Here is a 16,006-nt window from a genome sequence, read left to right as displayed (position 1 = left end):
ACTGTTGACTGTTGACTGCTGACTGTTGACTGTTGACAACTAATAACTAACAACTGCCAACAGTCAACTGCCAACTGACAACTGACTTCCATTAGCGATAAAGCCAGACACGCAGCAGCGAGAGCAACTGTTCCGTATCAACAGGTTTGGTAATGTAGTCAGACGCACCAGCTTCGATACATTTTTCCCGATCGCCCTTCATAGCTTTCGCAGTAAGAGCAATCATTGGCAACGAAGCAAATTGAGGCATATTACGAATTGCTTCCATTGTTTCGTAACCGTCCATCTCTGGCATCATCACGTCCATCAACACAATATTTATGTCAGGCGTATTTTGCAATTTAGCAATGCCCTCTCTCCCATTCTCAGCATACTCAATCTTCATTTTATGGCGCTCCAGCATACTCGTGAGGGCGAAAATATTCCGCATATCGTCGTCAACAATCAAGACTGTTTTGCCCGCGAGCGTCGAATCTGTTTGATACAGTTGCTCTAGCATTTGGCGCTTTGGTTCCGGCAAATTTGCTTGGACTCGGTGCAAAAACAAAGCTGTTTCATCTAACAAACGTTCCGGCGATCGCACATCTTTAACAATGATTGTTTCCGCCATGCGCTTGAGTTGAGTTTCTTCGGATCTTGTCAAGTCTTTGCCCGTATAAATAATAATCGGCAGACTTTTCAAATTAGCCTCTTGCTTGATCTGATCGATAAGTTCAAAACCAGTCATATCTGGTAGTCCCAAATCGAGTACAACGCAGTCAAAATGCCCCGATTTCAAAATTGCTAGCGCCTCTGCACCACTCCCCACAGCCGTTGTAGAAACATCGTGATTGCCGATTAAATCCACAATGCTCAGACGCTGTGTTTCGTCGTCTTCCACGACTAGCAAACTCTTCACTGGCCGCTCGACAAAACCCTTAATATCAGTCAAAGCTTTGCTCAAGGCTTCGCGACTGACAGGCTTTTGTAAGTACGCGATCGCCCCTAACTGCAAACTGCGCTGCCGCCCTTCTTCAACTGATACAATGTGAACCGGAATGTGGCGCGTAGTTGGGTCGTGCTTCAAGCGATCGAGCACTGTCCAGCCATCCATCACAGGCAAATTTAGATCCAGCATAATCGCAGTTGGCTTGAACTCTCGCGCCATCGCCAAACCGATATCGCTCCGCAAAGCCACCAAACCTTTAAAACCCTGTTCCTGCGCCATATCCAACAGAATTCGAGCGAAGTTTACATCATCTTCAATAATCAAAAGCACGCGATCGTCACTCTCAATATTTTCTCGATCATCAGAGATTAAAGGTGAGGGGTAAGGCGCGATCGGCAAGTGGAAATTCGGCAAAGGAAGTGCGGGAGAAGTAGCAGAGGGTAATTGAGGCGTTTGCTTGCCCGTTCCCGAGCCCGTATCAGTGATTATTATTCGCGATTCTTGGTAAGTTTGTGGCAGATAAAGCGTGAACCTACTACCCTCACCAGGGCTACTTGTCAATTTAATTTCTCCGCCTAACAAATTAGCGATTTCTCTACTAATTGACAAACCCAAACCCGTGCCCCCGTATTTGCGGCTAGTGCTACCATCTGCTTGTTGGAAAGCCTCAAAAATAACCCTGTGTTTTTCAGCAGAAATCCCAATCCCGGTATCGCTAACTGAGAAAGCCAAAACAGTAGGGGAACTCCTTAAACTTTCTATCTCTAAACTCCACCCTTCCCGCGCTACTTCGGCACGCAATTTCACCTCACCTCGCTCTGTAAACTTAAACGCATTAGAGAGGAGATTCTTCAAAACTTGTTGCAGCCGTTTAGCATCAGTATAGAGACCTTTTGGCAACCCAGCCTCAAGCTCTATTTTAAAACTCAACTTCTTATCCTGGGCGATTTGGCGGAAAGTCCGATCCAAATGATCTCGCAAGTCCGTAAACAACACTTGCTCAATTTCCACCGACATCGTGCCTGATTCAATCTTAGCGAGATCCAAGATGTCATTAATCAGCCCCAGCAAATCATTTCCCGCCGAGTAAATTGTGCGCGTGTATTCAACTTGCTTCTGAGTCAAATTGCCTTCAGTATTGTCAGAAAGCAATCGAGCCAGAATCAACAGCGAATTTAGCGGAGTTCGCAACTCGTGAGACATATTTGCCAGAAACTCCGACTTATACTTAGAAGTTAGAGCCAACTGTTCGGCTCTTTCTTCCAACAACCCCCTCGCCTGTTCGATATCTCGGTTTTTCCGCTCAACTTCCTTATTTTGCAGCGCTAGCAATTCAGCTTGTTCTTCTAGTTCTTCATTCGTTTGTTGCAACTCTTCCTGCTGACTCTTCAACAGTTCCTCAGATGCGCGGAGTGACTGCGCTTGTTGTTCGAGGCGCTTGTTAGTTTCCGTTAGTTCTTTTTGCTGAGTTTGTAACTCTTCTGCCAAAGACTGTGACTGTTTCAGCAACTCTTCCGTCCGCATACTCGCCGCAATTGTATTTAAGACAATGGCGATACTTTCTGTAAGTTGGTCGAGGAATGTCAAGTGTATTTCGCTGAAGCGGCGGAACGAAGCTAACTCGATTACTGCCGTCACTTGTCCCTCAAATAATACGGGTAAAACCACCACATTCAGCGGCGTAGATTCTCCCAGTCCAGAGCAAATTTTAACGTAGTTTTCGGGCACTTCTGTCAACAGTATGCGTTCCTTTTCCAGGGCGCACTGTCCTACCAAACCTTCGCCTAAATTAAATCTATTTCCCAGATGCTTCCGTTCGCGGTATGCGTAGGTACTTAACAGTTTGAGAAACGGATCGTGTTCGACAGCTTCCATCATAAAGAAGACGCCATGCTGAGCAGACACCAGCGGCGTCAATTCTGAGAGAATTAGTTTAGAAACAGTTTCTAAATCCCGCTGACCTTGTAGCATTCGAGTGAACTTAGCAAGGTTTGTTTTCAGCCAATCTTGCTCAGTATTTTTCTGCGTAGTCTCCCGGAGATTGGCGATCATCTGGTTAATGTTGTCCTTAACGATCGCAACTTCTCCTTCCGTGGCGACGGAAATTGACCTCGTTAAATCGCCTCTGGTAACAGCAATTGCCACTTCGGCGATCGCCCGCAACTGAGTAGTCAAATTCGCCGCCAATTCATTCACATTATCCGTCAAATCTCGCCACGTCCCCGCCGCGCCCGGAACCTTCGCCTGGCCGCCCAATTTCCCTTCAATTCCCACCTCCCGCGCCACGGTAGTAACTTGATCGGCAAACGTCGCCAGCGTATCAATCATCTCGTTAATCGTATCTGCCAGAGTCGCAATTTCTCCCTTAGCTTCCAGCATTAATTTGCGCTTCAAATCGCCATTCGCCACCGCCGTCACAACCTTAGCAATACCCCGCACTTGCGCTGTTAAATTCCCCGCCATCGAGTTTACGTTGTCGGTTAAATCTTTCCAAGTTCCCGCAACTCCTTTCACCTCAGCTTGACCGCCCAATTTACCCTCGGTTCCCACCTCCCGCGCCACCCGCGTTACCTCAGAAGCGAAGGAATTAAGCTGATCCACCATCACGTTAATAGTGTCTTTCAACTCCAGAATTTCGCCTTTGACATCCACGGTGATTTTCTTGGACAAATCGCCATTTGCCACCGCTTTCGTCACTTCCGCAATATTCCGCACCTGCGCGGTCAAATTCCCCGCCATCAAGTTAACATTATCGGTTAAATCTTTCCAAGTTCCCCCTACACCCCGCACGTAAGCTTGCACACCTAATTTACCTTCCGTTCCCACTTCTCTCGCCACCCGCGTTACTTCAGATGCGAAGGAACTCAACTGATCCACCATGATGTTAATCGTGTTTTTCAGTTCGAGAATTTCACCTTTTACATCTACTGTAATTTTCTTCGACAAGTCGCCATTTGCCACCGCAGTTGTCACTTCGGCAATGTTACGCACTTGTGCTGTTAAATTCCCCGCCATCGAGTTAACTGAATCCGTTAAATCTTTCCAGGTTCCAGCAACTCCTTTAACTTCTGCTTGCACGCCTAATTTCCCTTCGGTTCCCACTTCCCTAGCAACCCTGGTTACTTCCGAAGCAAAGGAATTTAACTGATCCACCATCGTGTTGACGGTGTTCTTCAGTTCAAGAATTTCACCTTTAACATCGACGGTAATTTTCTTAGATAAGTCGCCATTTGCCACAGCAGTCGTAACAGCCGCAATATTCCGTACTTGCTCTGTCAAACTACCCGCCATAAAATTAACTGAATCCGTTAAATCCTTCCAAGTTCCTGCTACGCCTCGGACATCCGCTTGACCGCCGAGTTTACCTTCGGAACCCACTTCTCTCGCCACCCGCGTTACTTCAGAAGCGAAGGAATTAAGCTGATCCACCATCACGTTAATGGTGTTTTTCAGTTCTAAAATTTCTCCTTTAACCTGTACCGTAATTTTTTTAGATAAGTCGCCGTTAGCAACAGCCGTCGTCACTTCAGCAATGTTGCGGACTTGTGCTGTTAAATTTCCGGCCATTGAGTTAACTGAATCCGTTAAATCTTTCCAGGTTCCTGCTACCTCCTGCACTTCAGCTTGTACGCCTAATTTTCCTTCATTTCCCACTTCCCTAGCAACCCTGGTTACTTCAGATGCGAAGGAATTTAACTGGTCAACCATCGTGTTGACGGTATTTTTAAGTTCGAGAATTTCCCCTTTAACATCTACGGTAATTTTCTTCGACAAGTCGCCCTTGGCCACAGCGGTTGTCACTTCAGCGATGTTCCGCACTTGTGCTGTCAAACTGCCTGCCATGAAGTTAACGCTATCCGTTAAATCCTTCCAAGTTCCTGCAACTCCTTTCACCTCAGCTTGACCGCCGAGTTTGCCTTCGGAACCCACTTCTCTCGCCACCCGCGTTACTTCAGATGCGAAGGAATTTAACTGATCCACCATGATGTTAATAGTGTTTTTTAACTCCAGAATTTCACCTTTAACATCTACAGTAATTTTTTTAGATAAGTCACCATTTGCCACAGCAGTCGTCACGTCGGCAATGTTCCGTACTTGTGCGGTAAGATTGCCGGCCATCGAGTTAACTGAATCCGTTAAATCTTTCCAGGTTCCTGCAACTCCCCGCACTTCTGCTTGCACGCCTAATTTGCCTTCGGTTCCCACTTCTCTCGCCACCCGCGTTACTTCAGATGCGAAGGAACTCAACTGATCCACCATGATGTTAATCGTGTTTTTCAGTTCGAGAATTTCACCTTTTACATCTACTGTAATTTTCTTCGACAAGTCGCCATTTGCCACCGCAGTTGTCACTTCGGCAATGTTACGCACTTGTGCTGTTAAATTCCCCGCCATCGAGTTAACTGAATCCGTTAAATCTTTCCAAGTTCCAGCAACTCCTTTAACTTCAGCTTGCACCCCTAATTTCCCTTCGGTTCCCACTTCCCTAGCCACCCGCGTTACTTCCGACGCAAAGGAGCTCAATTGGTCTACCATTGTGTTAACAATTTGCGCTGTTTGGAGGAATTCTCCTTTGAGGGGTCTGTCTTCTATTTCTAAGGCGATAGTTTGCGATAAATCTCCTTTTGCTACGGCCCGAATTACTCTGGCGGTTTCAGAGGTTGGTTGCACTAAATCTGTAATTAGGGTATTGACAGAGTTTACGCTAGCTGCCCATGACCCCTCGGCGCTGCCAATGGTTGCCCGCTGGGCGATTTTGCCTTCTTTACCGACAACTGTGCCGATCCGCTCGAGTTCGGCCGCCATTCTCTCATTGAGATCGATAATGTCGTTAAGTTCGTCAGCAATTTTCCCCGCTAGACCGGTCTGGTCTATGGGCATCCGAACTGAAAAGTCCCCTTTTTTGACTGCCACTAAGGTTCTAAGTAACTGTTTGGCATAACCATTATTGGAATTGGGGCTTGTTATCTGTGCAGTTGACATGAGCGTTACCTTTGACGAGTTTGAAGGGGAAGGGGGGAATATTTTTGAGATTATTGATATTATCCAACTAAAGCAGTGTCTGATTGCTTCTGTCGAAAGATGGATGACAAATTGCTGTTTATCAGCTATTTTGTTATTGGTTATTTTATACTGGTTCGCAGGCTCTTCTTGGTAACCAGTTAATTGTCGGGTGTCAGGAACAAGCCCGAAAGCCTGTTCCATCCTGTTCTACAAAGAGTGAATTTTATTGTAGGGCGGGCAGGATGCCAGCGCTACAGATTACCAACTGCGATTATTTCCAATTTTGCCACGAACTATTGAAAATAGAAGTACCCGGAAAGGCGATCGGATTGGCATTTTGTTGCAACCGCAACTGCAACACTTCCAAGTTCGGCTCGCGGGACGGCAATTCGTCCACTAATTCATAAGGTAGAATCCCTTTTTCCAAGGAAAAAGCAGCCGTAACTCCCGCCGCTGCACCGGCAGACCATTCAAAAGAATGCACTCGATAAGCAGCCGCCGCTGTGTGGCTAACAGCAATACTTTTACCTGCCACTAACATATTGTCAATTTTCTGGGGAATCATTGCCCGCAGCGGAATTTGGAACGGATAAGCTTGCCCTTGAGCTTTGCGAGTGCCTTCGCGTTCGGTATTTCCCGGTGCTTCCGGCGGACTGTTGGTCATGCAGGGGTGAAAGTCGATCGCATAATGACCGATACCCACAGAATCAGGATAAATCGTAGCGCGCGATCGCGATTTTGTATCCTCAACAGATTGACTTCCCACAGCCAAAGCCGGCGCATTCAAACCACCCACAGCCAACCACAAATTGCGATACTCTTCCTCCGACAAATTCTGGCGGTAAAAATCAGTCGTAAAGTCAGTCCGAGACATATCAACTTCCCACACAGTAAAACCTTGAGGCTGATTGAAACTCGGCCGCCCAATAATGCGCCGGCCCTCCCGCATATAAGGATATTTAGAAAGTCCGTGCACCGTCCCCATCGGCGAATCCAACCCGCTCAAAAAACGATTGTTTGGATTAGGCTTTTTGACTCCCTCTCCTAGCTGCGAGTCAGTAGTTCCTGTTACCAGCCAGTAGAAAAATCCTTTGGCATTTTCCTCTCCCTTTCGCAAAGTTTCCGTTCGCAAACCGCCCATCCATCCCCCCGGTTGCAGTTGACCTGCTTCTTCCAACTGCTCGCGAGAATAAATTAAATTATCCTGGGCAGAACCGGGACGATAATCATTGCCCCAAGTCCAGTTTTGCATGGAAATATCCCCGGGATAAATCGGGAATTGCTTCGGGTCTGAAGGTCGCTTTTCATCCGGGCTCATGCTCCTGATTTGGCGGTAGGTGAAAACTAAGGGAAAGCTCGCCAATCTCTGCAATTCGTAGCTGTAGTAAGGAGCGTATTGTTGATAAAAAGACGGCACTTGATGCTGCTGCGGTTCCTTCGTTGCTTGCATCGCAAAGGTGTAGGTAAAACCTTGAGTGCAGTAAGCGTCGCCGGTTGGGCTGGGGGAGGAAGGTTCGAGAGGAGAACGCGGGTCAATTCCGAGGCGGTAGGGAACATCGGCAAGTCCGATCAATTCCCCTGTTTCAGTGGCATCTACAACGTACCAATCAGCACCCCCTTGTACAGGGGGGGAACTTGTGGAATTCCCCCCTCTTCTGGGGTTAGGGGGGTTCTGAGATGCTTTAGGAATAAACCGAATAATAGTTTTATTAAAGCGCGCCGAATTTTCGTAGCGATAGGCATCTTCGATAGTTTGAGAAAGAGTTTCGGTGTTGAGTGGTGGCGTGTTGGCGGCGGGTTTGTGTTGAATGGCGATCGCACTTTTAATTTGTTGGCCCCCAACCGCATTGCCGGCCACAGCAGGAGTAATTGCTAGTTCTTTAATAACCGTATTGGGAAACCATTTCAGCGTGCCTTTGCCTTTTCTAGCGGCATCCTGCAAGATGTTAAATAGAATTTTGTGACCGTCGTAGGGCATGAAACACGAATAGCTAACCCAACAGCCTCCGGGATTTAGCCGGCCGTAATGTTCCTCGATCCGCCCCCGCAATTCGAGGTAGCCACGGGGGTAAAATAAGAGCGATCGCTGAGTCTCTCTTTCATCGAGTGCGGAAGTTCCCTGGGAGGAAATTTGACCGCCTACCCAGTCAGTAATTTCAGTAAGGCAAACTGTGCGCCCCGCCAGCAAACCTTCGTAAGCGGTAGCAGCGCCTGCGAGCCCGCCGCCTGCTACTAGAATGTCGCAAGTTTCAGCAGTGTCGGGATTGCGGGGAGGTGCGGCAAATACTGGCGAAATGCTCCCTATCGCGGAAATGATGCCGAGGGTGAGGCTAAGGATCGATCGACCTTTGAGCAAAAATAGATACTGTCGAAGTTTCATCGGAGATTGTGGAATTAATTTTGACATAGCGCGAAAAACACTCATGCCATCTAAATGTTTATTTTGCAGTATACTGGTATTTCGCGGTGTTGTCAGGGAAAACTTTTTTAGAGAAGAGGCATTAATACCAGCAACAACTATTGAACAGTCGGCTCTACCTTATGCTCAAAATCGTCAAATTTTTTAGGTCATTGATTCCTTTTGAGAGTTTAACAATTACCACCAGTTTAACTTTTTCGGAGGTTTTACGCAGGTTGGACGAAGTTGTTACTCCTCCCAAAGTTGTTAGAATAATTATACCCTTTGGGCCGCCACCTGCGAAACCCTATGAAGGAACGATTTCTGGCAAAAGCTTCACAATCAATCGCATCATGATCGGTCGAAATTTATTGTTCCCAATTATACAAGGAGAAATACATACTCAACAGTTCGGTTGTTCCATCAAAATTAGGATGAGTTTACATAAAATAGTTATAGGAATTTTGATTCTTTGGCTGTGGACGACTGGCAGTATTGGAATGTTTGCTTTATTTGCTTGGTTAGTCGAGCCCTCCGTGGGAGCAATATTTTTACCCATTTTAGGAATGTTTATTTTTGGCTGGCTTTTGTGCTTGATTCCTTTTAAAAGAGAAGCAAAAGCAGCTACAAAGTTTTTGTCTATTCTCTTAACCTAAAGTAATTTGTAACAGCAATATTTTAGCTGTTTTATTAAAAAAAAATTAGGTTCATCGGTCGTCAGCGGCGGTAAAAAAACTCCAAATTTATGCGTCAAAACCAACTCAAACAAAAAATTAAACAAGGGGAAACCGTCCTCGGTTTATTTATGAACTGCGCTTATCCCGCATTCATGGAAATATGCGGTCACGCTGGATTTGATTTCGCCGTTATCGATATGGAACACGGCCCCCTGAACCCGCTTGCTGCTGAAGATTTGTGTCGCGCAGCCGACTGCACTGGAATTGCACCGATTATTCGCGTCCGCAAAAACGACGGGCCGCAAATTCAACGAGCTCTTGATATCGGTAGTGCCGGCGTTCAAGTACCTCAAATTGAAAGCAAAATCGATGCCGAAACGGCTGTCAAAAGCGCTAAATACAGTCCTTTGGGCACGCGAGGCCTTTCCTTCGCTACGCGGGCGGGACTTTACACCGCCGCAGGTACAAATATCACCGATAGACTCAACGAAGAATCCTTAGTTGTGATTCATGTCGAAGGCAAAGGCGGCATCGACAACCTGGCAGAAATTGTTACTGTCCCAGAGGTGGACGTGATTTTTCTAGGGCCTTACGATCTGTCACAGTCGATCGGCATTCCCGGCCAAGTCCGCGATCCCCGAGTCATCGACATGATGCAGGAGGCAGTGCAAACCATCCGCAAAGCAGGCAAAGCTGCGGGTACTTTTGCTGACAACCCCGAAATCGCCCAGCAGTGGATTGATGCTGGCGTTCAGTACGTCACACTTGGGGTCGATGTTGCCGTGTTCCTGCGGGCCTGTCAGTCGCTGGTGAAAGCGGTCAATCGATTTTAGATTTTAGATTTTGGATTTGGGATTAAAAGAAGAACCACCCCCCCGATTCATATTGCAAGCTTTACGATATCTTTGCAATTTTAGTAGTGTCTTTTACGACACATACAAAAAACCTGCGCTAGAGTAGAAGCATACACCTCCTCAAGGCAAAATTAGGGAGGGGAGCAAGGCTTAAGGAAGTAAAATCTATGAAAACCGTATTAGAATCCATTCATTTGGATTATGCCTTCATGTTTACTTTCAAGAAAGTAAACTCGATTAAGCTAGAAGGTTTCAAGGAATTTTTTGACGATATGCCTGTCGATCCGTATGTGAAAGGTAAGTATCGTTCTAGAAGATTGTCGCGGTTTACAGTCAACGGAGATGAGTTAGTTAAGTTACCTCACGGCTATTTGTTTCAAAGCAAAACATACAATCCGCTAGTGGGTGATATCAGGCGGGAATTTGCCGAATTGGACGATCGGCTAATCGCCCTCGATAATTTCAAACAGATGATTTTTGCTTTTTTCGATTCCTGCAAAATTCACCCGGAAGCTGAAATCGGCATCCATCAAATCAGGACGACTTGTTCGCCGCACAATTTCGGCAACCCCGCACCGGAAGGCATTCACCAAGACGGTACTGACTTTATCGGGATTTTCTCGGTTGACAGAACTAATATTGTAGGCGGGGAAACGCATTTGTACTTGGCTAAAAAAGAGAAGCCTGTTTTTAATAAAGTTCTGCAGCCAGGGGAATTGCTGTTAGTTAACGACCACGAGTTTTTCCACTTTACTACGCCGATTAAACCGGAATCTGAAGGGGTGGGAACCAGGGATGTCTTTGTGCTGACTTCTCCGAGTTTGCTTTGCGATTGAGGATACAGTCTTGGACGCATAACCTAATGAAGTAGGGTGCGTACTCCGCACCTTACTTCGATTACCGATTACTGCATCTCACAGAGCACCTTTTGGTTTCGCCCCCACCCATCTCGATCGTGGTTAATGCTTGGGAAAATCGATTCCTGAAATGGATATTCCTTCCATCTTCTGCACATATCGTCCTTGAGCAGCTACACATTCTGCCATTTTTTTAGCTTGTATGGGTTGACTCCTTGGATCGGGCGAGATACCTCTATACTCCCATGTACCGCGAATGTCGCCAGAGAATGCTTTTCCATTGTTTTTTAATACTAGCTCTGTGCCAGTTGCATCAATATAGAATTTCCCATTTTCCAAAGACACGCTGCTAATTGTGATAGATTCGACTCCTTTGTAGGGATTTGCAGGGCCATCGACGATCTTGATGCAGATTCTATTGTTTTGATGTGCAATCTCTCTACGGGAGTTATTGAACATTGTTCCTTGAGCGTAGTAAGTTCCTGTGGGGAGAATTGTAGAGCCCTGTTGATTACTTTGAGCAGAGGATAATGATGAGATTGACAGAAGGATAGAACTAACAATTAGTGTTTCGAGCGCCAAAAATTTCATTTGCAACAAAACTCCATTAAAATTATTTTTTCAGATTCTACACGATCACAGGTTCTCTATAAACTTCTTTAGAGTTCTTGCAAAAGTCAAATTTACCCCCCGCCAGTCCCCCCATATCTGGCTATAGATCTAGTAACTATAACAAGCGGTACAAATCTCCGAGGAAGCTCAACGGCGAGATCCCTTCACTCTGTTTTGCCGGATTTTGCAGGAAACTGTGGAGCGAGATCACTCCTAACATAAATCTTTATTTGTACTTTTTTGAAGAAATGTAAAAAATAATATTTTTTTAGTTGAAATTTAAATTTTGCTTAAAGTGCAGGCTAGTCTTTATATTAGAGGATACATCTACTTAGAAATTGATAATTGCTAAAAAAATGTGTATTTATTATTAAAATAGGCTGCAAAAATGATTAACTTAGCTGGCTACGAGATTACCAACCAAATACATGAAACTAACAATTCTGTAGTTTACCGAGGATTGAGAAAGCAAGACAACCAACCAGTTATTCTCAAATTCCTCAAGCAAGATTATCCGATGCCAGCTTCGTTAGTCAGATACAAGCAGGAATACGAAATTACACGCAATCTTAACCTAGAAAGTGTACCTAAAACCTACAGCTTAGAAAGATACCAGAACAGTTTGGCGATTATTTTCGAGGATTGTGGTGGAAAATCATTAAAGCTGTGGTTGGCCGATCAAAAAGTTACCTTAGAAGAGTTTTTGTCAACAGCTATTAAAATAACCCGAGCTTTAGGTCAAATTCATCAACATAAAATAATTCATAAAGATATCAACCCTAGCAATATTATTATTAACTCGACAACCGGGCTAGTCCAAATCATAGATTTTGGCATCTCTACTGTTTTAACTCGTGAAAATCCTACCCTAAAAAATCCTAATGTTTTAGAAGGCACTCTTAGCTATATATCGCCGGAACAAACAGGCAGAATGAACCGCTCGATAGACTACCGCACTGATTTCTACTCATTAGGAGTCACTTTTTACGAACTGCTAACAGGGCAACTGCCATGCGATTACAACGATGCAATGGAATTAGTGCACTGTCATATTGCTAAACAAGCAGTACCGCCCCATGAAATCAAGGCAGAAATAGAAATTCCTAAAGCGGTGTCTGATATAGTAATGAAGCTGTTAGAAAAAACGGCTGAAAAAAGATACCAAAGTGCTTGGGGAATCATCGCAGATTTAGAAGAATGCCTGGATCAACTACAGGCAAAAGGAACGATAGCGGATTTTTTGATCGCCCAAAAAGATATTACGGATAAATTTCAAATACCTCAAAAACTTTATGGTAGAGAACGCGAAATAGAAACCTTATTAGCAGCCTTCGGGCGCGTCAGCAATGGCACAACAGAAATTATGTTAGTGTCGGGTTACTCTGGCATTGGCAAATCAGCCTTAGTGCAAGAAGTTTATAAACCTATTACAAAGGCAAACGGTTATTTTATTGCTGGAAAATTCGACCAATTTCAACGCAATGTTCCTTATGCGGGTGTTGTCAAAGCTTTTGGGTCATTAGTCAAGCAACTATTAACTGAGAGCGAAACGCAACTCACCACTTGGAAAGAAAAACTTTTAGCGGCGTTTGGTGATAACGGTCAAATCATTATAGATGTCATTCCCGACGTAGAACTCATTGTTGGCAAACAGCCACCCGTCCAAGAGTTAGGTGCTACGGAAGCGCAAAATCGTTTTAATTTAGTATTTCAAAAATTTATCCGAGTGTTTTGTTCAGTCGAGCATCCCTTAGTCATTTTTCTAGATGATTTACAATGGGCTGATTCCGCTACTTTGAAACTGCTGCAAGTAATGATTGCAGATGAGGAAACAAAATATTTATTTCTAATTGGTGCTTATCGAGATAACGAAGTGAGCCAGACCCATCCTTTAATCATGACTCTGGAGGGGCTGCAAAATCAAGGCGCGACTATTAACCACATTACCTTAACTCCCTTAGATATCGAACATATTACTAACTTGATAGCTGATACTGTACGGAGGGATAGAGGCTCAGTCATCTTCCTAGCTGAGTTAGTCGTCGGTAAAACTCAAGGCAATCCTTTTTTTGTCAATCAGTTTCTGAGAACTCTCTATGAAGAAAACCTCCTGAATTTTAATTATGAGCAAAGAAACTGGGATTGGAATATTTCAGAAATTGAAGCCGTAGGGATTACCGATAACGTCGTTGAGTTGATGGTCGGTAAATTGAGAAAACTGCCAGATTCAACTCAGCAGGCTTTACGGTTAGCTGCTTGTGTGGGCAATAGTTTTGACTTAAATACTCTCTCGATAGTCAACGAAAAATCTACCGCCGAAACTTTTACAGAGCTAGTGCCCGCGATCCAAGATGGATTAATTTTAGCCACTTCTGAACTCGGCGTAACAGAAGAAGAAATCGTTGAATCTCATCTAGTAATCACTACTTACAAGTTTTTGCACGATCGCGTGCAACAAGCAGCTTATGTTTTGATTGAGGAAAGTTCTAAAAAAACAGTTCACTTACAAATCGGTCGCTTGCTGTGGCAAAATACCTCGCCAGAGAAACGAGCGGAAGAGATATTTGCGATCGTCGATCATCTTAATTTAGGAATTGAACTGCTTAGCGACGAATCCGAACGCACTGAAATCGCTAAACTAAATTTAATTGCCGGTCAAAAAGCCAAAGCAGCTACAGCCCATGAGTCGGCGATTAAATATTTGCAAGCAGGGTTGGGACTGTTAGTAGAAGATAGCTGGAACAGTCAGTATGAACTAACATTAGCGCTGCATACCGAAGCAGCAGAGGCAGCATTTCTGAGTGGTGATTTTGACCTAATGCAGAGATTCGTTGAGATAGTCCAAAACTGCGCTAAAACGCTATTGGACACAGTAAAAGTGTATGAAGTCCAGATCCAAGCTTATGTGTTGCAGAAGAAGCCACTAGAAGCAGTTAATACAGCGTTAGAGGCTGTAAAGCTGTTAGGAGTAGAGTTTCCGTCTCAGCCTAACCCGTCGGATATTGGACAGGCACTAGGGGAAACTGTGGCAATTTTGAACGGGAAGCGAATTGAGGATTTAATTGACCTACCTCCAATGACCGATCCATATAAATTAGCAGTCATGAGACTTATTTCAACTATCTTTGCTGCTTCATACATTGCTGCTCCCGAAATATTGCCATTGACTGTGTGCAAACAAGTACAATTATCCGTCCAATATGGTAATGCTTCTGTTTCTCCCTTTGCTTATGCCAATTATGGTTTTCTTCTTTGTGGAATTGTGGAGGATATTGATTCGGGTTATCAGTTCGGTCAATTAGCTTTAAGTCTCTTGTCAAAGTTGAATGCTCAAGAAATCAAAGCCAAGACAGTTGTCATTGTAAATATATTTACCCGACATTGGAAAGAGCATCTGAGAGAAACCTGCGAGCATTTAGTGTCTGCTTACTCTAGCGGAATAGAGACAGGAGATTTAGAATATGCTGGCTATAATCTACAACAGTATTCCTGTTCAGCTTACTCTAGCGGCAAACAACTGACTGTCCTTGAAAGAGAGATGGCAACTTACAGAGATGCTGTTCATAAAATCAACCAACAAACAGCGCTTAATTATATAGAAACCTATTGGCAGGCTACCTTGAATCTGCTCGAAAAAAGTGAAAATCCCTCCCTTCTAAAGGGCGAAGTGTGCGATGAGGATATAAAGTTGCTATTGCACAAGCAAGCAAACGATAAAACGGGAGTTGCTTACATATATTGGAACAAACTTTTACTTAGTTACTGGTTTGATAATTACTCAGAAGCGATTGAAAATACAGCTATAGCAGAGAAATATATAGACGCATTGGTAGGAATGCCCCCTTTTCCTATCTTCCATTTTTACGATTCTTTGGTGCGGTTGGCAGTGTATTCTGATACTCCACAGTCAGAGCAACAGGGCATTCTTGACAGAGTACAAGCTAATCAAGAGAAAATGCAAAAATGGGCGCATCATGGGCCAATGAATTATTTGCATAAATTCTATCTAGTAGAGGCAGAACGCCATCGGGTTTTAGGGGAAAAAGTAGAGGCAATCGAAATGTACGACAAGGCTATTTCCCTTGCTAAAGAAAACGAATACATCAACGAAGAAGCACTCGCTCACGAACTTGCTGCCAAATTTTACTTGGCATGGGGCAAAGACACGATCGCCCAAGCTTATATGCAAAACGCTCATTATAGCTACCAACTGTGGGGCGCTATAGCTAAAGTTGAGGATTTAGAAAAGAAATATCCCCAATTCCTAGCTAGAACATCAGCCAAGACAACAACTCAAACAACAGTTAACCGAACAACCAATAAGGCTACTACCACTAGCACTAATTTGGGAGATACACTAGATTTAGCCACAGTAATGAAAGCTTCCCAAGCAATTTCAGGTGAAATAGTTTTGAGCAAGCTGCTGGAAAGGTTGATGAAAATTGCGATCGAAAATGCAGGCGCCCAAAAAGGCTTTTTAATTTTAGAAAAAGCAGGAAACTGGGCGATAGAGGCTGAAGGTTCCGTGAAGGAGGATGAAATTAGCGTGCTGCGATCGCTTCCCCTCAATGCAGAAGCTGCTTCTGGGGAAACGCCCAGACTGGCAAGTGCGATCGCCCACTACGTCATCCGCACCCAGGAAAACGTAGTTTTAAATAACGCCACCCAAGAGGGAC

7 protein-coding genes are annotated in these 16,006 nt (G+C 44.6%); 4 read left to right on the top strand and 3 right to left on the bottom strand.

Annotated elements, in window-relative coordinates; all coding sequences use genetic code 11:
* Positions 1-91 precede the first annotated feature (91 nt).
* Both QUA47_RS01580 and QUA47_RS01575 read right to left on the bottom strand, forming a co-directional pair.
* Positions 92-5,809, bottom strand: a complete 5,718-nt coding sequence (locus tag QUA47_RS01580; RefSeq protein ID WP_333429447.1) for a HAMP domain-containing protein — start codon at positions 5,807-5,809, stop codon at positions 92-94.
* Positions 5,810-6,203: 394 nt separating this feature from the next.
* Positions 6,204-8,312 carry an FAD-dependent oxidoreductase gene (locus tag QUA47_RS01575; RefSeq protein ID WP_333429552.1) on the bottom strand — a complete coding sequence of 703 codons (2,109 nt, stop codon included), beginning with the start codon at positions 8,310-8,312 and terminating at the stop codon, positions 6,204-6,206.
* A 161-nt stretch (positions 8,313-8,473) separates the two neighbouring features.
* Between QUA47_RS01575 and QUA47_RS01570 the strand changes: the two genes are divergently transcribed.
* From QUA47_RS01570 to QUA47_RS01560, 3 genes are all read left to right on the top strand, one after another.
* Positions 8,474-8,986, top strand: coding sequence for a hypothetical protein (locus QUA47_RS01570; protein WP_333429446.1), 513 nt, complete (start codon positions 8,474-8,476; stop codon positions 8,984-8,986).
* Positions 8,987-9,075: 89 nt separating this feature from the next.
* Positions 9,076-9,840 carry an HpcH/HpaI aldolase family protein gene (locus tag QUA47_RS01565; RefSeq protein ID WP_006634056.1) on the top strand — a complete coding sequence of 255 codons (765 nt, stop codon included), beginning with the start codon at positions 9,076-9,078 and terminating at the stop codon, positions 9,838-9,840.
* 188 nt (positions 9,841-10,028) lie between these two features.
* The gene (locus QUA47_RS01560) at positions 10,029-10,697 is read left to right on the top strand and encodes a 2OG-Fe dioxygenase family protein (RefSeq protein WP_333183333.1); all 669 of its coding nucleotides are present in this window, start codon (positions 10,029-10,031) and stop codon (positions 10,695-10,697) included.
* A gap of 123 nt (positions 10,698-10,820) precedes the next feature.
* Here the strand turns inward: QUA47_RS01560 and QUA47_RS01555 are convergent, their stop codons facing one another.
* Complete coding sequence (locus QUA47_RS01555) at positions 10,821-11,309, bottom strand: hypothetical protein (protein WP_333429445.1); 489 nt, start codon at positions 11,307-11,309, stop codon at positions 10,821-10,823.
* Positions 11,310-11,718: 409 nt separating this feature from the next.
* On the opposite strand from QUA47_RS01555, the gene QUA47_RS01550 reads away from it, so the two are divergent.
* Positions 11,719-16,006: serine/threonine-protein kinase PknK (locus QUA47_RS01550; protein WP_333429444.1), on the top strand; the 4,288-nt coding region annotated here is incomplete at its 3' end.

Origin of the sequence: Microcoleus sp. MON2_D5 (assembly GCF_036701905.1) — a bacterium.
Taxonomy (GTDB): domain Bacteria; phylum Cyanobacteriota; class Cyanobacteriia; order Cyanobacteriales; family Microcoleaceae; genus Microcoleus.
The sequence above is the reverse complement of the archived record's forward strand: the minus strand, read 5'-3'. Positions and strand labels throughout refer to the sequence as shown.

What these genes read in the sequence shown, in the direction of transcription:
- QUA47_RS01570 (WP_333429446.1), top strand. Translation starts at nt 8,474, where the DNA reads ATGCTCAAAATCGTCAAATTTTTTAGGTCATTGATTCCTTTTGAGAGT.
- QUA47_RS01580 (WP_333429447.1), bottom strand. Translation starts at nt 5,809, where the DNA reads ATGCCCATAGACCAGACCGGTCTAGCGGGGAAAATTGCTGACGAACTT.
- QUA47_RS01555 (WP_333429445.1), bottom strand. Translation starts at nt 11,309, where the DNA reads ATGAAATTTTTGGCGCTCGAAACACTAATTGTTAGTTCTATCCTTCTG.
- QUA47_RS01560 (WP_333183333.1), top strand. Translation starts at nt 10,029, where the DNA reads ATGAAAACCGTATTAGAATCCATTCATTTGGATTATGCCTTCATGTTT.
- QUA47_RS01565 (WP_006634056.1), top strand. Translation starts at nt 9,076, where the DNA reads ATGCGTCAAAACCAACTCAAACAAAAAATTAAACAAGGGGAAACCGTC.
- QUA47_RS01575 (WP_333429552.1), bottom strand. Translation starts at nt 8,312, where the DNA reads ATGAAACTTCGACAGTATCTATTTTTGCTCAAAGGTCGATCGATCCTT.